Source organism: Pseudomonadota bacterium (assembly GCA_011049115.1).
Classification (GTDB): Bacteria; Desulfobacterota; Anaeroferrophillalia; order Anaeroferrophillales; family Tharpellaceae; genus DSCM01.
In genome coordinates this window covers 14,769-31,580 of record DSCM01000032.1, presented here as the reverse complement: position 1 = coordinate 31,580, position 16,812 = coordinate 14,769, and the positions used below count along the sequence as shown (strand labels likewise).

General features: G+C 49.9%; 14 protein-coding genes and 3 pseudogenes. 11 read left to right on the top strand and 6 right to left on the bottom strand.

Annotated features, from left to right (window positions below):
• The first annotated feature begins 75 nt into the window (after window positions 1-75).
• A complete protein-coding gene (locus tag ENN66_03065) occupies window positions 76-1,077 on the top strand; it encodes an integron integrase (protein ID HDS15591.1) in 1,002 nt (333 codons plus the stop codon).
• A 170-nt stretch (window positions 1,078-1,247) separates the two neighbouring features.
• Here ENN66_03065 and ENN66_03060 read toward each other — a convergent pair.
• A pseudogene (locus ENN66_03060) lies at window positions 1,248-1,562 on the bottom strand (IS256 family transposase).
• A 71-nt stretch (window positions 1,563-1,633) separates the two neighbouring features.
• On the opposite strand from ENN66_03060, the gene ENN66_03055 reads away from it, so the two are divergent.
• Window positions 1,634-1,903, top strand: coding sequence for a transposase (locus tag ENN66_03055; GenBank protein HDS15590.1), 270 nt, complete (start codon window positions 1,634-1,636; stop codon window positions 1,901-1,903).
• A 206-nt stretch (window positions 1,904-2,109) separates the two neighbouring features.
• Window positions 2,110-3,528, top strand: a complete 1,419-nt coding sequence (locus tag ENN66_03050) for an IS66 family transposase (GenBank protein ID HDS15589.1) — start codon at window positions 2,110-2,112, stop codon at window positions 3,526-3,528.
• An 873-nt stretch (window positions 3,529-4,401) separates the two neighbouring features.
• Here the strand turns inward: ENN66_03050 and ENN66_03045 are convergent.
• The 3 genes and pseudogenes from ENN66_03045 to ENN66_03035 form a co-directional block, all read right to left on the bottom strand.
• Window positions 4,402-4,530: pseudogene (locus tag ENN66_03045) on the bottom strand (IS256 family transposase).
• Window positions 4,531-4,728: 198 nt separating this feature from the next.
• Window positions 4,729-5,832 carry a hypothetical protein gene (locus ENN66_03040; protein HDS15588.1) on the bottom strand — a complete coding sequence of 368 codons (1,104 nt, stop codon included), beginning with the start codon at window positions 5,830-5,832 and terminating at the stop codon, window positions 4,729-4,731.
• A 43-nt stretch (window positions 5,833-5,875) separates the two neighbouring features.
• Window positions 5,876-7,240 carry a hypothetical protein gene (locus ENN66_03035; protein HDS15587.1) on the bottom strand — a complete coding sequence of 455 codons (1,365 nt, stop codon included), beginning with the start codon at window positions 7,238-7,240 and terminating at the stop codon, window positions 5,876-5,878.
• 388 nt (window positions 7,241-7,628) lie between these two features.
• Between ENN66_03035 and ENN66_03030 the strand changes: the two are divergent.
• The 8 genes and pseudogenes from ENN66_03030 (at window position 7,629) to ENN66_02995 (ending at window position 15,084) form a co-directional block, all read left to right on the top strand.
• Window positions 7,629-8,836: pseudogene (locus ENN66_03030) on the top strand (beta-ketoacyl-[acyl-carrier-protein] synthase family protein).
• A 12-nt stretch (window positions 8,837-8,848) separates the two neighbouring features.
• Window positions 8,849-9,913 carry a hypothetical protein gene (locus ENN66_03025; protein ID HDS15586.1) on the top strand — a complete coding sequence of 355 codons (1,065 nt, stop codon included), beginning with the start codon at window positions 8,849-8,851 and terminating at the stop codon, window positions 9,911-9,913.
• Between the two features lie 7 nt (window positions 9,914-9,920).
• Window positions 9,921-10,529 carry a bifunctional adenosylcobinamide kinase/adenosylcobinamide-phosphate guanylyltransferase gene (gene cobU, locus ENN66_03020; protein ID HDS15585.1) on the top strand — a complete coding sequence of 203 codons (609 nt, stop codon included), beginning with the start codon at window positions 9,921-9,923 and terminating at the stop codon, window positions 10,527-10,529.
• Complete coding sequence (gene cobS, locus ENN66_03015) at window positions 10,438-11,328, top strand: adenosylcobinamide-GDP ribazoletransferase (protein ID HDS15584.1); 891 nt, start codon at window positions 10,438-10,440, stop codon at window positions 11,326-11,328. The genes cobU and cobS overlap by 92 nt, the downstream gene beginning before the upstream one ends.
• A 79-nt stretch (window positions 11,329-11,407) precedes the next feature.
• On the top strand, window positions 11,408-12,028 hold the full coding sequence (locus tag ENN66_03010) for a histidine phosphatase family protein (protein ID HDS15583.1): 621 nt from the start codon (window positions 11,408-11,410) through the stop codon (window positions 12,026-12,028).
• Between the two features lie 21 nt (window positions 12,029-12,049).
• Window positions 12,050-12,745 (top strand): septal ring lytic transglycosylase RlpA family protein, encoded by a 696-nt coding sequence (locus ENN66_03005; protein ID HDS15582.1) that lies wholly within the window; start codon window positions 12,050-12,052, stop codon window positions 12,743-12,745.
• Window positions 12,746-12,776: 31 nt separating this feature from the next.
• Window positions 12,777-13,946, top strand: a complete 1,170-nt coding sequence (locus ENN66_03000) for a TIGR00303 family protein (protein HDS15581.1) — start codon at window positions 12,777-12,779, stop codon at window positions 13,944-13,946.
• Between the two features lie 16 nt (window positions 13,947-13,962).
• Complete coding sequence (locus tag ENN66_02995) at window positions 13,963-15,084, top strand: hypothetical protein (GenBank protein ID HDS15580.1); 1,122 nt, start codon at window positions 13,963-13,965, stop codon at window positions 15,082-15,084.
• 53 nt (window positions 15,085-15,137) lie between these two features.
• Here the strand turns inward: ENN66_02995 and ENN66_02990 are convergent, their stop codons facing one another.
• Together ENN66_02990 and ENN66_02985 are read right to left on the bottom strand one after the other, a co-directional pair.
• Window positions 15,138-15,671: a 50S ribosomal protein L17 gene (locus ENN66_02990; protein HDS15579.1), complete on the bottom strand. Its 534-nt coding sequence runs from the start codon at window positions 15,669-15,671 to the stop codon at window positions 15,138-15,140.
• An 88-nt stretch (window positions 15,672-15,759) separates the two neighbouring features.
• Window positions 15,760-16,797: a DNA-directed RNA polymerase subunit alpha gene (locus ENN66_02985; protein ID HDS15578.1), complete on the bottom strand. Its 1,038-nt coding sequence runs from the start codon at window positions 16,795-16,797 to the stop codon at window positions 15,760-15,762.
• Window positions 16,798-16,812: the final 15 nt, after the last annotated feature.

Here is a 16,812-nt window from a genome sequence, read left to right as displayed (position 1 = left end):
GCTAAACATGGAAGCCTATTTTCCATGTTTGCCAAGTTTAATATTTTCCACTTATTAAGATATCGCGAGGCAACTATGGAAAATTCCCGCCAGTTTCATCCCAATCCAGATTTTAAATTAATGGATCAAGTTCGTGAAACGTTCCGATATTTTCATTATTCTTATCGCACGGAGCAATCATACTGTCAATGGATTGTTCGTTACATTCGCTATTGCGGTGGCAATACTCATCCGGCCAAGTTGGGTGCACCTGATATCGAACGTTTTCTTTCACATCTTGCGCTTGAAGGTAAGGTCGCGGCAGCGACTCAGAAGCAAGCGCTCAATGCGCTTATTTTTCTGTATCATAAAGTGCTTAATATCCATGTTGATGACAAAATTGCTCCGGTGCGCTCAAAAAAAGCCAAGCGCTTGCCAACGGTACTAACGAAAGAGGAAGTCGTCAGTCTGTTGGGAGCGATGCAAGGGACGCACGCCCTTATGGCAAAACTTCTCTATGGTTCAGGATTGCGCCTGATGGAATGCGTGCGTTTGCGTATTAAAGACGTCGATTTTGGCCAGCACCATATTTATATCTGTGATGGCAAAGGGGGGAAGGATCGAATAAGTCTGCTGCCCATGGATCTTGCTGTCGAGCTGAATAGCCACATAGAACGCGTTAAGATGTTGCATAAGCAGGATGTTGACGAAGGTTTCGGTTCAGTGTATCTGCCTAATGCGCTGGAAAGGAAATACCCCAATGCCGCCACAGAGCTGGGCTGGCAATATGTTTTCCCAGCGCGTGCGCGTTCTGTCGATCCCCGTTCTGGTGAGGTTCGCCGTCATCATGTAATGGAGTCGGGGTTACAAAAGGCGGTTAAAACCGCGCTGCACAAGGCGGGTATCACCAAGCAGGCTAGTTGTCATACCTTGCGCCACAGCTTCGCTACTCATCTACTGGAAAACGGCGTCAATATTCGCGTGGTGCAAGAGTTGATGGGCCACAGCGATGTGAAAACTACGGAAATATATACCCATGTTATGCAGAAAGATCTTAGTGCGACCATGAGTCCGCTTGATTGTCTAAGGATGTCATGAGCGCTGCTTGATCGCTGCAGGCAATTAATGCTTCCTGTGTTAGTTTTGACTCCAATTCTGATAGGAGCACTTATGAATCGCTGGTTGAGACGATCACTTATAACGGTCGCTGTTGTTGTCGATGCTGATTGTGGAGTTATTGTCAAATCTGGTGTTTGAGAAAAATCCCATCAAGCGACGTGCCTGTTGATTTCGCCCTCAGCTAATGGGTCTGTGCGTTCTCCATCCTTGAATTGAACTCCCCGGATAACATCTGCCAGGAGCTTGAATCCTCGAAGCTTGCGCCACTTTTTCTGTGCACTCTGCCCCAGTTTGTACACCATGGACATGATTGTTTGCCGAGAACCGCAACCTCTGGTTTTTGATGTTCTTAACCGCACTGTGGCAAAGGTCGATTCGATCGGGTTGCTGGTGCGGATATGTTGCCAATGCACCGCCGGAAAATCATAGAAGGCGAGCATCTGCTCTTTATCTTTTTCCAAGCACTGTGAGGTGGTAAGAAAAGAGTGGACACTTTTCTAAGCCCGGGTTAGTACCCTGGGTTGGGAGGTGTGACATGGCAAAGCGAAAGCAATATACACAGGAGTTTAAAGATTCAGCAGTGAAATTGGTAGTGGAACAGGGATATACCATAGCGGAAGCAGCCCGAAATCTAGGCATCAATCCAACACAATTACGGCGTTGGAAGAACACTGAAGAGGAAAACGGTAAGCCAGATGAAACCGGAATGACTACCATCGACCTGAAGGCGGAATTGGCCCGGCTCAAAAAAGAGAGTAACTATTCACCAAAAAAGTTGAAAAAGTTCTTGACAGCGTTTTTTTGAAAAATTGTTAAAGTCATCCGCCTGCCAGCAAGGTGTTTATTTTAAGCTCCTGACAATCGCAGAAGCGTTTTCTTGTGCCGATAACTTGCTCTAACTCACTTGGCCGCGGTTCCGAAATAATAACGTAACACAGGCGAGTTTCGGGACAAAAATTCCTCTCTGAAAACCTATGTTAAGATGCTTCATCTTCAACGTGGGTGACCAGAATGACGATTAACAACATTGATGTCGATGCGACCATCAAGCAAGTCAGGAATCAGCTTGCAAAAGAGACGGATCTGTCCCCGGCGATCAGATCAAGTCTTGAGGTGCTGCTGCTTCTGGTGACGTTGCTGGCGAACCGGTTCGGTCTCAACAGTAAAAACAGCAGCACGCCGCCATCGGCCGACCCGAACCGCCAGAAGGCGTCCCGTGCCAAAGCTGAACGCAAACCGGGAGGCCAACCAGGACGTCGTGGCACGACACTGCAGCCGGTCGCTGATCCCGATGAAATCGAGCTTCTCCCGATCGACAGAAGGACCTTGCCGCCGGGCAACTATCGAGACGCCGGTTACGAATCCCGACAGGTTGTCGATCTGGACATCTCACGTGTGGTCACGGAATACCGCGCTCAAGTGCTTCAGGACGAGCGGGGCAATCGTCATGTGGCACCCTTCCCCGAAGGGGTCACCAGACCGGTGCAATATGGCCTCGGGGTCAAGGTCAACGCGGTCTACATGTCCCAATTTCAGTTGATCCCCTATAACCGCATTGGAGATCATTTCTGGGAGCAGATGCAGATTCCGGTCAGCACGGGTTCAATCTACAATTTCAACCAGGAGGCCTATGCGCGTCTGGAGCCCTTTGACCACTGGGTGAGGCAGCAGCTCGCTGCTTCACACCTGATGCACGCTGACGAGACCGGTATCAACGTCGGCGGCAAGCGCAACTGGCTGCACAATGCCTCCACGACGGAATTCACGTTTTTCTCGCCGCACGCCAAGCGCGGTGGTGAGGCGCTGGATGAAATCGGCATTCTCCCGGCCTTTGGGGGCATCCTGTGTCATGATCACTGGAAACCTTATTATCGCTATGGCTGCTCCCATGCGTTGTGCAACGCGCACCATCTCAGGGAGCTGGAGCGGGCCTTTGAGCAGGACAAACAACAGTGGGCGCAAAAGATGGTGCTTCTGCTCAAGGTGATCAACACCGCCACCCTAGATGCCGGCGGTCATCTCGATGACTTCGAGGCCGGCATCTACCGAAAACGCTACCGAGCTCTGCTCGAAGAGGCCGACAGGGAATGTCCCGCCCCCGATGAAAGTCAGAGAACGGGACGCCGGGGACGACTCCCTCGCTCCAAAGCCCGCAATCTTCTGGAGCGATTACGAAACTTTGAGGGCGATGTGTTGCGATTCATGGTCGAAAACGAGGTGCCTTTCTCCAACAACCAGGCAGAAAATGACCTCCGAATGACCAAGGTTCAGCAGAAGATTTCGGGGTGCTTCCGCTCTTGGGAGGGAGCAAAAATGTTCTGCCGAATTCGCAGCTACTTGTCGACCTGTCGCAAGCAGGGCGTCAGTGCCTCCGAAGCGTTGCGGCTGTTGTTTGAGGGGAAATTCCCTCGTTTCATGCAGGCTGAATAATTGGTCACTTAACCTCTGCTCCCCTATCGGAGAGGGTGGGGTGCTGAATAGTTACGATTTTTTTTGTAAAAGAGAGGGACGCTCTTAAATAACTAACCATCCCCGCTCTTCAACAAACAAACGCTACCGACCAGCGTGATAGCCGATGCGGTGGCGTTTGCTATTCAGAAAAAATTACCCATCATTCGTTAGTATCCCCCAAAAATATGACCCTCTCTGTTACCCTGCCCACAGGTCATTGTCAACTTTTTTTAATACGTTCAAAAAAGCAAAGAGGTGCCGAAGAGCGAGCGAACACAGAAGTTTGCCCCTTCTCAAAAAAATTGCATGCCGTCAATGAAATAGAACTTTTGCCTCCTCCGCAGAATTTGTGGGTAGGCAGTTGAAAATTTAAAGCATTGTTTCCCCCAGTGGGATTAGGATGGATTTGCGAGAATCAATCCATTCCACGAAAGAGAAACAATGCTCATAAAGACTCTACTCAACAAAGTCGAACGATTCAAGTCGTTCGTTTATGGCTCTGCCCGCGTGATGCTGATTGGCGGGACGGAAGCCCTGGTCATTGATATTGAACCGCGCCGTAACAGTCGGCCGATTTGCCCTAAATACTTCCACAGATTCTGCTGACGAGCCTCATAAAATTGACTTTTAGTCAATTAATTCAGTTGTTTAATTGTTTTTAAGTGGGCTCTACATAAAGCCAGGAAGAGATCGGAAAACACAAAGAATTGTTCTATCTATTGCGCGCGATTTGCAATGGCCAAGCCGAAGACCCAACCGCGAGAAAATCAGGGCATGTAAAGCATTTTGTGTAAACGGCCCGGGTTTGGGTTGTCAGTAAACCGGCAACCGGCCTTCAAATATGATTGAGAATTAGTTCAGGGCCGCCTTCCAGTCCCTGATCGGCATCGTCCATTTTTTTGCAATATTATGCAATGCCAGGTAGAGCCGTTTGAACATAGCGGCGTCATTGTAAAATGATCCTCGGTTTTTAGTTTCTTTGTGCTTTCCGTGAATGCCGTTTTTCAGTCGAACAGGGTTATGAAGGCTTTTATCCCGAAACGGGAATTAAAAAAAAGTTCCATTTTTAAAGGAAATCACCAACCCCAGACCGGCAACCAGCAAAAACCAGACAACCATCAAGCCCAAGGTCATTTGGCCAAATTTTTCCAGATTCATAAATCACTCCACCATCTATTTTCATGATTTTATTAAAGTGCCACGCCCCAGTTTAAAAACCACAGCAAGAGGATAGGCAATCACCACGAGCCCCATTACAAAGGTCCCTAAAAAAAGAACCGTACTGCCCCAATCAATACTGGTTGGATAATCATAGATTGAGTATTCAAATACTTGAAGGTAGGCCATCCGCAGAACCTCTCGCGCCGAACCCATGCCTAAAACCGCGACCAGGGAAAATAAGGCCAGCGGCAAAGCGTAACGCTCCGGCGCAACTTCCGCTTTCATAAGCCCGACCAGCAGACCGACACCAAGCAAGGCCCCGCCCCAAAGAAACGGGTTTGTCATGAACTGTAGTTCAGCCGGCAGGGCCAACAGCCACCAGAAACCAACCAACACTTGGACCATGGTGGCAACCTTGGCCAGCTTCGCGCCGGATTGAGCGACCCAATCCAGATATTTGCCGTCGACATCCGTCCTGGGACGAAAATACCAGGCGTAAAGCATCATAAAAATACCGATATTAATAAAAGCCGGAACTATAAAATGACTAAAACGTCCCGCTTCAAAACGGTAAAGCCCGCTTCCAGTGGTGGCCAGACCGCCATTCGCCGTATACCAGAGAAGCCATTGATCCGGAACCAACGCTTGCAACGACAAAGCGCTGAGAATGAACCCGGCAACCAGCAAAAAAAACAAGGCCAGAATCCCGCAACCACCAAAACCCTGTCCAGGTTGCCGGCGCTTCAGATAAAAAACGTAGGCTGAAAGAAAACCCAGAACAACCAGCAGCAAAAAGGCCATGGCCCACCATGCCGACAAGGTATTGGATACATACCAGAAAGGATCATAGATAACCTGAACGAAAAGCAGCGGGGCAACCCCCAGAACCATGGCAAGGGAAATATTAACCGTACTGGCACGAGCCAGAGCGCGGGAAAGACGAAGATTGAAGTCACCACCTTTGTAATGGTTATATACAGCCAGTGCCAGGCCGCCGATGACCAGATTGACAAAAATAATATGCAGGGCAAAGGTTAAAACCAGTAAAAGCTGAAACACCCAGGGGAAAAAAGGTACCCCGAAAGGATCACGCATGGCGGTTAGTGCTGAATTGATATCCACTATCACAACTCCTTATATTTCTTAATAATAAGAGTAAACCTTTTCAATCGCCGGTAATAACCCACGCCGCCGTAGCGGGGTTTGCGTTCCTGAAAACGAGATTCGACATATATGCCGCCGCCGCCCGACGTTCAACTTCATTGCCGGCAAAAGCCGGCATATATGGATAATCTTCACCGATAGTTGCCAAAAATTCAGTCAGTTCAGCCGCCGACCCGCCACCCATCTGCTCGATCAGATCCGGCAAAGAACTGCGGCCGCCGACCTCCATAGTATGACAGATAACACAATTGACCTTGGTCAGCAGCATGCCGACCTGTAAATAATTTTCCGAATTAATTTGCCGCCAGGCCTGGGGCACGAAATAATAATGAGGTAACAGACCCTCCTTCTGAAAAACTCCCAGTTCGGATTTGATACCTTTGGCCTCCAGATCATGGGCTACGATCTGGTTACTGTACATATAACCGGGCATCAGATAGGGACGCCTGGTCAGTTCACGAACACTTTCTCCCCCTCCGATTCCGACAAAAAGCAGAACGACCATGGCAATCGCCACCACCGGACGCACCAGAACCTCACGCCCGACGGCCAGAAGCAGAAAATAAATCGCAACCAGCGCCCCGACCAACAAAGAAAGCTTGAACATCATACCGACATAAGGGAAAATGGCAATAATTTCATGGGCACGGGCAGGCAGTTTAAAATAGTACCAGAGAGCGAAACCGGCCCCCAGAACCAAGCCCGACAGCCCCCAGCGACCGGAGGTTTTGACAACATATGTTTTAGTTGCGCCGGGTTTCATGAAGCCGGCCATAAGCGCCGCGAACATTCCGGAAATTGCAAACATCATCATGGTCCGGTAAAACAATTGCGGCCAATAGGTCGGATTAAAAAAACCATCAAAAAAACCACCGCTTTCAAGCCATCTTCCGGGGGTCATCATGAAAGCCAGGATACCAGTGATAATCACCATACTGATCCAGGCCGCCAAGGCATAAATCAAACCAATCCGCAGATGGGTTTGCGGAGCTATTTTCCCAAAAGTGTAATAATATGTATAAATTGCAACGATCTCAATGATAAAAAAAACCCACTCCGTCGCCCATCCCCAAACGTAATTATGAATCAGGCCGGAGATCGCCCGCGGGCTGATGATCGTGCTGGCAAACCAGATTCCCACCCCACTTACCGAGCCGAGAACAAAACAGAAAATCAGCACCAGCAAGGCAAACCGCTTCAGATAATCAAGCAGTTCCTGATTGTTATCGGCATGGCCACGACGCTCAAGAAAGTAAACCATCCAGAAACCTCCGGTAGCCAGATGGCAGGGCAGGATATGAAAGGTCGCAATCAGAGCGATAATCATTCCTCCCCCAATGCCAGGGAATTCAAAAATCGGGTACATAAAATCAATCTCCTAAAAAAACCTAATTCCGACAACAAAAACCGACCCAACACAATTGGAGAATCCATAACAAAGAAAATTATCTTTGTCAAGTTTAACAGAAAAAAAACATCTACGATCTACAAAAAAAACTACGCTACCCCAAACCAACTCAGGCCAGCGTCAATTTTATAAAATGGCCTGCAACAAGACAAAACCTCCTTGATTCTTCCTGCCTCAAAAAAGCTTATCACAGGTTGTCAGCTGCCCAACAGAACGGGGTCCACCGTACCATACCCTGACCACCAACAAGACTGGAGCCGACCGAAGACATTACTCTTGACAGTCTGGTGCGGTGATGCTAGTCACCCCAAAACCCAGACAGAGATCGTTAATCCAGAAAAATTAAATGAGCCTGCCCCAAATCGCAATTACCGGCATAGGCGCCTTATGCGCCAGTGGGCTGGATTTAAACAGTGCCTGCGCCGCCCTGTTTAAAGAACGCCGTCTCCCGACGACAGCTCGCCGCTTCCAACTCGAACAACCCCGGATTTTCCCAGTGTTTGAGCTGGCACCCGGCGAATTTGATGATGAACTTCCGGAACACCCCTGGTCTCGTACCACACGGCTGGCACTGGCCGCCGCTCAGGCCGCCCTGCATGATGCCGGTCTTTCACAACCGGACCAACTCTCTCGATTCCGGGTCGGCGTTTGCATCGGCACAACCGTTGGAGCATCTCTGAACAACGAGGATTTCTACCGGTCTTTCAAGGCCGGGCAAGAACCTGACCCTGAACCCGTCAAACGCTTCCTGCGCGGTAATCCCGCCGAAGTCCTGGCCCGCAGCTTCAGGCTTCAGGGTCCGTACTTGACTATCGTCAATGCCTGTTCTTCGGGCAGCGACGCCTTGGCCATCGGGGCTTCCTGGCTCAAGTCAAGTCCGGGATCTGCGATCTGGTTTTAGCCGGCGGCAGCGACGAACTTAGTCGAATTACCTGTAACGGTTTTATTTCCTTAAAAATAAGTGATCACGCCCCCTGCCGCCCCTTTGATCGTCACCGTAACGGCCTTAATCTGGGGGAAGGCTCCGCCGTTATGCTCCTGGAATCCGTTCGCAAAAATAATTCACGCCCCAAGACTTCTCCCGCACGGGCCTACTTGGCAGGGTACGGCAGTGCCTGCGATGCCTGGCATTTGACCGCCCCCCATCCGGAAGGCAGAGGGCTACGCCAGGCATTACAAATAGCCCTGGACGATGCCGGAGTTGAGGCTTCCGCGATTGCTTTTATCAACGCCCACGGCACCGGCACCCCCACCAACGACCTGATCGAAGGCAGAGTTCTTGGAGAACTTTTCCCCCGAACACCTTTTTTTTCAACGAAAGGCCATACCGGACACACCTTGGGGGCCGCCGGAGCTCTGGAAGCCGCCTTCACGGTAGCCATGCTGGAAAACCAACAGATTCCCGCCAGTGCTGGTTTTCACGAGCCAGACCCTGAGATCGGGCATCAACCGACGACCATCTCTCAAAACATCAACGGCACTCTGGCTATCAGCCAGTCACTGGCTTTTGTGGGCAACAATACAGCCCTACTCTTTCGTCGCGGGGATCTGTAAACCTTGAAGCCAATGGCAATTAATGCAATCGGTCCGGTCGGCGCTTTTGGCAGCGGATATGAACAATGGCGAACAAGTCTGCTGCACCCCACCACAACGGCTCAGCAAGCCAATTTTCGAAACCTGGCCATCCCAGACTCCGGCTTTCCGGCATGCAGAGTCACGACCGAAGACCTGAACCGTTTTATCAGCCGCAAAGAAATCCGGCGGCTTGATCATTTTTCCCGTCTGGCTCTGCTTGGCGCCTGCCTGGCTTCTTCCGTTCACGATCAAATTCCGGGCGGCCGCCGCTGTGGCTTGATCCTCGCTACAGCTTATGGCGCCACCGCCACCACCTTTTCGTTTCTTGACACTATGATTAACGATGGTGATGCTATGGCATCTCCCACCCTTTTCTCAAATTCGGTACACAACGCCGCCGCCGCCCATATTGCCCGCCACCTGAAAATAAGCGGGCCGAATCTGAGCTTGAGCCAACCCAGCCCTCTGCTCTTACCAATGGCCTTGCAGTGCGCGGCAAACTGGTTGGAGGAAGGCCGTGTCGATCAGGTTCTCTGTGGCGTGGTTGATGAATACTGCGAGGTTTACGGCTACTGCTGGCAATGTCTGCAGAAAACCAATTGCGGCTTTACGACGGCACCCGGCAGGGTTGCGCCGTCTTTGAGCCTTGGGGAAGGCAGCCTGTTCCTGCTTCTGAGCCGACCAGAAAAAACCACGGCCCGTTTCGGTTTCCTCGAAAAAATTGCAATGAATCCCAAGTCAATACCTGATGATATCATGCTGGTCGGCACCAGAATAAGCCGCGGTCTTCCTGATCAGGAAGGTCCACCTCTCCACCGCCTCATCGATCTCAACCTCGGCGCCCTCTGCGGCGACTTCCCCGCTATCGATGCTTTTGCTCTGGCGGCAACCGCCACCATTCTCGCCGAGAACACCCTTCCAGACAAGCTGGAAACAGGCTTTAAAACTTCTGCCGGGAATCCCCCGGGGTTGATTGGGTGTTGGCAACCCTGGGAACACGATCCGCGAAAACAATTGACAGGAAACCTTTATTGGGTTACGAACCGACCTGAATAAACCATTTATGGTTCAAGAAACAAACCAGGATTCTAGGATTATCATTAAACACACCCCGAAAAGAGGCATAGAAAGTCTTTTAGTGCATCAGAAACGCAGCAAATCAATCATGATCGGCGGCGGAGCCCGCAGCGGCAAGAGTAGCTTCGCCCAAAACCTTGCGGAAAGCTTACCGGGGCGGCGTGCCTACCTAGCTACCGCCGAGGCAAAAGATCAGGAAATGGAATTTCGCATTGCCCGACACCAGGCCATGCGGGGGAAAGCCTGGGCCGCCACCATTGAAGAACCACTTGAGCTGGGCCCCTGCCTTGAACGGCTAAGAAAAGACTACGATATTATTATGGTAGACTGTATTACCCTTTGGCTCGCCAATCACATGGCTCAAGACGAAGATGATTCGCAAATCCTTACGGCCACTGACGAAATTGCCCTGACCCTAAAGGACCCCGGAGGCACCATTATTGTGGTAACCAATGAAGTCGGCCTCGGACTGGTGCCCGAGTTTCCTCTGGGACGCCGTTTTCGTGACCTCGCCGGCCTCGTTAACCAACGGCTGGCCCAAGCCTGCATGGAGGTTTATTTCACCCTCTGGGGACTGCCGCAGAAACTTAAATAATTTAATTTCGACACTTTGGCCACGCTTCAACAGGTTTTTTCAATTGACTCCCATCATTACTCAGATTCGTCTTGCCCTCTCTTTTCTCACGGCTCTGCCGGCAGGCACCTTCAGCGCCGAAGTTTCTCCGGAAACCATGGGACGCAGCCAGAGCTGGTTCCCCTTGGTCGGTTTGATAATCGGCTTACTCCTGTTGACGCTGACCCTGTTCTGCCGATGCTTTTTCGCCACCCAGATCTGCGCCGCCTGTGTTTTACTGGTTCATTTTCTGCTTACCGGTGGTTTTCATCTGGATGGTCTCGCTGATACCACCGACGGTATGATGAGCGGGCGGCAAGAAAAGGAAAAAATTTTTTCCATCATGAAAGACAGCTATCTGGGCAGCATGGGAGCGGCTTCACTAATCTTGCTCCTGCTGCTGAAATTCAGCGCCATAACCGTGATTATCGATAAGCTCCCGGCAGCTTTAGCAATATTTCCCGTCTGTGGCCGCTATGCCATCGTTCAACTGACCTTCACCTCAGCTTACGCTCGAGCCGAAGGCGGACTGGGAGCGATGTTCACCAACTTTTGCGGACAGCGTGAATGGTTGACCGCCGGCGTTATTTCGCTGAGCTGTGCTCTTCTCGGAAGCGGCTTCAAAGGGTTGATCTGCTTGTTGATGACTGCCGCTTACACCTATTTAATCGCCGAAGTCTGTCGGCGACGATTAGGTGGGATTACCGGAGATATTCTTGGTTTTGCCTGCGAAAGCAGCGAGGCGCTGGTTTTGATTATTCTGGCCGCAGGTTTTCGGTAAAAAGCAAAGAGCTGCGACTCCGGCAAAAGCTAAAATAAAGCCAACAGTTCATTATCCTTAAAACAAATACCGCTGATCAATGAACGAAAATTTAACAACCGTCTATCTGCTGCGTCACGGCCAAACCGTCAATACAACTGACGGAGTCTTTCGTTATAACGGACATATTGACATTGACATAACCTCCGAGGCTCTGCAGCAAATGAAAAAGCGAGGCGAGGAGCTGTCGCGCTGTGCGGTCAAGGCGGTTTACGCCAGTGACCTGTGCCGGTGCCGGCGGGGCGGCGAGATTATCGCCGAGATCGTCGGCTGCCCGCTGTACCTGAAAAAGAATCTACGTGAATTCAAAATGGGTGACTGGGAAGGTCTGACCTCGGCAGAGGTAGAGAAAAAATTTCCCGACCAACTGAAAGCGAAATTCACGGATTTTTTTAATTACCGAATTCCCGGCAGCGAGACCATCAGAGAGGTGGAGGCAAGGGTCTTCCCCGAATTTGATCAGCTGGTCAAACAACATCGCTCAGAAGCCATCGCCGTCATTGCCCATGGAGGAATCAACCTATTACTTCTGACCCGAGCGCTGGGACTCTCAAGTCAAAGCATCTTTTCATTTGCTCAGGATTTCGGCTGTATCAATCAGCTCCAGATCGGATCCGACTTTACCAGGGTCATCATGCTTAATAGTTCCGGACTGCATTAAATTACCCAAAAACAAACAACTATGCCGACACGATTTCCCCCGAAACAGATTCACGTCAGCAATTGGCTTCTGTCGGGCGCCGTATTTGTCTTTTTGCTTATTTTAACCGGCTGCGGTCTGAAGCACTCTGCCCCGAGCGACTCGAATAAAGGTTTAATACGTCAATTCAGACTTGGCTTTTATGAAGAAGGCATTGCCTCCTGGTACGGTCATCCGTTTCACGGTTGTCCGACAGCCAGCGGTGAAATTTATAATATGCATGCCTTGACCGCAGCCCATAAAGAACTTCCTCTGGGAAGCCGGATACTGGTTAGGAACCTGGAAAATCAACATCAAGTGGAAGTGCTGATCAATGACCGGGGTCCTTTTATAAAAAACCGAATTCTTGATCTTTCACTGGCCGCAGCCCGGCAGCTTGACTTAGAAAAAAACGGCACCGCCCAAGTCCGCATCAGTGTTCTTGAGCTGCCGGCCAGCATTTCCTCATCGTCGGAAAAACCTTATGCCCTCCAGTTTGGCGCTTTTAAAAACCGGGATCATGCGTTGGCGCTGCGCAATCAAATCGCGACCCTGAATCCGGCGGTCTTTCTGGAAGAGTTCAGAATTGATAAAGAAATCCTTTATCGTGTCAGACTGGGCTGGTTTTCAAGTCGAGATCTTGCCTACCGGGAAGCCACAAGGCTGGGTTTTTCCGAAGCACAGATCTTTCGCCGTTAAACTTAAAACTTTACCGGAGTAACTCCCTGCCATGTCAAGCACCAACCAGGCCTCCCTGATTCGAGTTTACGAACCCGATCCAAGCCGTGATTTTCTGTTTCAGAGTATTAAAAAACCTCCTTTTTTCTGCTGCACGATTGCCTCTACGGATACCGCCCTGATACCCGGTGTCTCGGCCGCCGGCGCCAGTCCGGAACTTATTCCCTTTACGGCCGCGGCTGACGTTGAAGCCATTATTCACGGCCGGGCTCTCTGCCTTGATAAAATTCCTGAAAACCCCATCGGTCCCCCTTCTCCGGTTATTATTACCATGGCTGCCTTACAGCAGCTACAGGCCCCTTTCCTGATTATCGATGCCGGCAACCAGGTCACGCCCCGGGTACCGGTGCTGGTTGCCGGTCGCTGCCCGGGGCGCAGCTTAAATGACGACGAGGCCGTCGCCATGACCACAGATCTTTTTCAGCAAGGAATCATTATAGGCCGCCAGCTCGCCTTCTCCGGCCACACCCTGATTCTCGGTGAAAGTGTTCCCGGCGGAACCACCACAGCCATGGCCTTGATGGAAGCCCTGGGACTAAAGGCCTTAGGCAAAATCAGCGGTAGCATGCCTGGCAATAACCAGTCTCTGAAACAGGAACTGGTTACCAAGGCTATGGCCAGAAAAAATATTCAGCCCGGAGCTTGCGCCAAAGATCCTTTTCGGGCTGTCCAGTTACTTGGTGACCCGATGCAGCTGGTGCAAGCCGGAATCGCGATGAGCGCCAGTCGCCATACCATGGTGATTCTCGGCGGCGGCACCCAGATGATTGCCGTAGCCGCCCTCATTGGAAGCCTGCTCAAATATTGCTCCATTAATTCAGACCCTCTGCAGGGACTTGACGCAGTCTGCCTTACTGAGACTTTTGGCGCCAAACCTGAAAATATCGCCATCGCCACCACCTCCTGGGTAACTGAAGATTCTACAGCCGATCTGCGCGGCCTGATCCGACAATTACCGATAGAGATGCCTCTTTACGCTGCAAACCTTAATTTTGCATCTTCGCGCTATCACAATCTGCAAATGTATGAAAAGGGCTACGTCAAGGAAGGGGTGGGGGCCGGAGCCATGGCCTTGGCGGCAATGTATTACGGCAATTATGATAATCTTACCCTGCTTCCCGCAATTGAAAAGATTTACGAAAGTATTTACTTGCAGATGTAAGCTTTAGCAGACGGATATGTATTGTTTTATGTCGACCATTGATCCGGGCCCGCCGCCACAACTCATACAGCTCATCCTCAGCTATCTGAAAGACGGGCAAAGCACGACCGAGTTTGATTTGCGGGTCATGCCGCTCGCGCAGGACGGCTCGACCCGCCGTTATTTCCGGGTTTACAGTACAAACAAGGATTCTTTCATTGCAGTTGATGCCCACAAAACCGGTGGCGACCCCAAAACCTTATCGGCTCCCAACCAGAACCAAACCTTCCATTATCTTGCGTGTCACCTTCTTGAACGAGGATTTCCGGTACCCAGGATTCTTCAGCATAGCTCCGATTTTAATTTCTATCTTCTCTGCGATCTGGGAGAGGTGACACTCTGCAGCAAGGTTCTGGAAAATGGCCATAAGAATAAAAAGTCAACTTTGGAACTCTATCAAAAGGCTCTCGATCTGCTTTTTAAACTGCAGACTGAGGCCCTGATAAATTTTGAGCACTCGTGGTGCTATGCCGGATCAGTATATGATAGAAACCTAATACTTGAAAATGAGCTTAATTATTTTCTCAAGGCTTTCGTTAAGGGCTATCTGAAACTTACAGTCAGCCCTAAGTCCGAAAGTCGGCTTCAGGCAGAATTTCAATCCCTTGCTGACGAGGCCCTGCTCGCACCTGGTGATTTTTTTCTCTATCGTGATTTCCAATCAAAAAACCTGATGCTGAAGGATAAGATGCTTTACCTGATCGACTTTCAAGGCGCCCGCTCCGGACCTTTCTATTACGATCTTGCCTCTTTACTTAACGATCCCTACACCCAACTGTTACAAACCCAGCGCGAACAATTACTATCCTATTATTACAAACAGCTCTGCAATCGTTATCCCAAATCGGCACCGGATAATGATACCTTTACTTTTTTCTTCCATCTTTACTCCCTGGTTCGCACCCTGCAGACCCTTGGAGCCTTTGCTTTTTTGACTCGACAGGGCAGAAAACACTTTCAATCGTATATGGCTCCGGCGCTTGAGAATTTCCACCACTATCTCGCCCGGCTCTCGTCTTCCTTAAAACTTGACACCCTGGTTGAGCTAAGTCACAGATTATACGAACAAAACCTTAATGTAAAAAAGCGGTCTCCTTGAGGGAAACCGCTTTTTTATAAAGCCAGAAAAGATCAGATGTTCAAGCTCTAGCGCTATACAACCCCTGCCCCTTCTTCGGTTTTGCCGCTCACGGCCTCAGCGTTATGATTATCAACAACATCTTCCTTAGCGCTTGACAATTCTTCCTCTACCCCTGCTTTTACCTGAGCTTCCACGCTTGACGGAACCCTCTCGGAAACTGTGTCTTTAGTCACACTTTTACTTTCCAGTTCACGGTCAACAAACCGTACTAAAGTCATCGGGGCCTGATCCGCAAATCTGATTCGTGATTTTATCAGGCGTGTATATCCTCCCGGCCGCTCGCTGAAACGCGGCGCTATCTCATCAAAAAGTTTCTGCACCAGCTGGTGATTATTAAGAAACTTATAGGCATGACGCCGGGCATGAAGGGTATTTTTTTTACCCAAGGTAACGAGACGATCTGCGACCCGCCGCAATTCTTTTGCCCGGGCATCAGTTGTCTCAATGTTTTCATACGTTATCAGCGCCGTGGCCAACGATCTGAACATGGCTTTCTGATGGCTGGGCCCACGCCCGAGCCGACGGCCGGATACTCTATGTCGCATAAGCTTTTCTCTCCTTCAAGCTCTTTAAAAATAACACGAGAACACTAGGAACAAACCTTCAGGCCGTCCGATACCATGAACCCGGTCATTATTCTTCGTAATCGTCACTCATTACCTTCTTAATCATTTCTGCGTTCTTGGGGTCGAAATCAGGAAGTTTCATTCCCAAGGAAAGCCCCATGGTAGAAAGTATCTCTTTGATTTCAAGGAGTGACTTACGACCGAAATTCTTGGTTGTCAACATCTCTGATTCACTTTTCTGAACCAGCTCTCCAATCAGTTCAATATCAGCATTTTTCAGACAGTTTGCCGACCTGACGGAAAGCTCAAGTTCACTGACGTTACGATAAAGATTCTCGTTGACAATCTCTCTCTCTTCAACATTCAGATCGACTGCTTCTTCAGGCTCTATGTCTTCATCAAAATTTATAAAAACCGACATCTGCTCTTTAAGTATCTTTGCAGAATAAGCTAAGGCGTCCGCCGGTTCCAGACTACCATCAGTCCAAATCTCGATCGTCAGTTTATCATAATCCGTCTGCTGGCCAACCCTGGCATTTGTAACGACGTAATTAACCTTGACAACCGGGGCAAAAACCCCATCCACAACAATTGTCCCGATGGGATATGACCGCTGCGCACTGATTTGATCAACAGGCACATATCCCTTGCCGGTTTCGGCCGTCAAAGCCATTTTCAAGACTGCGTCGCCTTCCAGGGTAGCTATATGATGACCGGGGTTTAGAATTTCAACATCCTGATCAACAATGATATCCCCAGCAGTTACTATCTTACGTTCACTCCCGCGAGCATCAATATAAAGAGTCTTGGGAATATCCGTATGCATCTTTAAAGCTACTCCTTTAAGATTCAGGGAAATCATGGCAACATCTTCCCGTATCCCGGGGATTGCTGAGAACTCATGATTTACCCCATCCACATGATATGAGGTTATTGCTGCACCCTGCAATGAAGAAAGCAGTACTCGACGCAAGGCATTACCCACTGTAATGCCAAAGCCGCGCTCCATGGGCTCAACCACAAACTTGCCATAGGTCGAACTCAGGGAGGCTTCGTCGGTGCTGATTTCTCCAGGCTTAATAAGTTCGCGCCAATTCTTGTAAATCAATGACATATAAGA

What these genes read in the sequence shown, in the direction of transcription:
- ENN66_03005 (HDS15582.1), top strand. Translation starts at nt 12,050, where the DNA reads ATGCCGACACGATTTCCCCCGAAACAGATTCACGTCAGCAATTGGCTT.
- cobU (HDS15585.1), top strand. Translation starts at nt 9,921, where the DNA reads ATGGTTCAAGAAACAAACCAGGATTCTAGGATTATCATTAAACACACC.
- ENN66_03000 (HDS15581.1), top strand. Translation starts at nt 12,777, where the DNA reads ATGTCAAGCACCAACCAGGCCTCCCTGATTCGAGTTTACGAACCCGAT.
- ENN66_03010 (HDS15583.1), top strand. Translation starts at nt 11,408, where the DNA reads ATGAACGAAAATTTAACAACCGTCTATCTGCTGCGTCACGGCCAAACC.
- ENN66_02990 (HDS15579.1), bottom strand. Translation starts at nt 15,671, where the DNA reads ATGCGACATAGAGTATCCGGCCGTCGGCTCGGGCGTGGGCCCAGCCAT.
- ENN66_03065 (HDS15591.1), top strand. Translation starts at nt 76, where the DNA reads ATGGAAAATTCCCGCCAGTTTCATCCCAATCCAGATTTTAAATTAATG.
- ENN66_03025 (HDS15586.1), top strand. Translation starts at nt 8,849, where the DNA reads ATGGCAATTAATGCAATCGGTCCGGTCGGCGCTTTTGGCAGCGGATAT.
- ENN66_02995 (HDS15580.1), top strand. Translation starts at nt 13,963, where the DNA reads ATGTATTGTTTTATGTCGACCATTGATCCGGGCCCGCCGCCACAACTC.
- ENN66_03035 (HDS15587.1), bottom strand. Translation starts at nt 7,240, where the DNA reads ATGTACCCGATTTTTGAATTCCCTGGCATTGGGGGAGGAATGATTATC.
- ENN66_03050 (HDS15589.1), top strand. Translation starts at nt 2,110, where the DNA reads ATGACGATTAACAACATTGATGTCGATGCGACCATCAAGCAAGTCAGG.
- ENN66_03055 (HDS15590.1), top strand. Translation starts at nt 1,634, where the DNA reads ATGGCAAAGCGAAAGCAATATACACAGGAGTTTAAAGATTCAGCAGTG.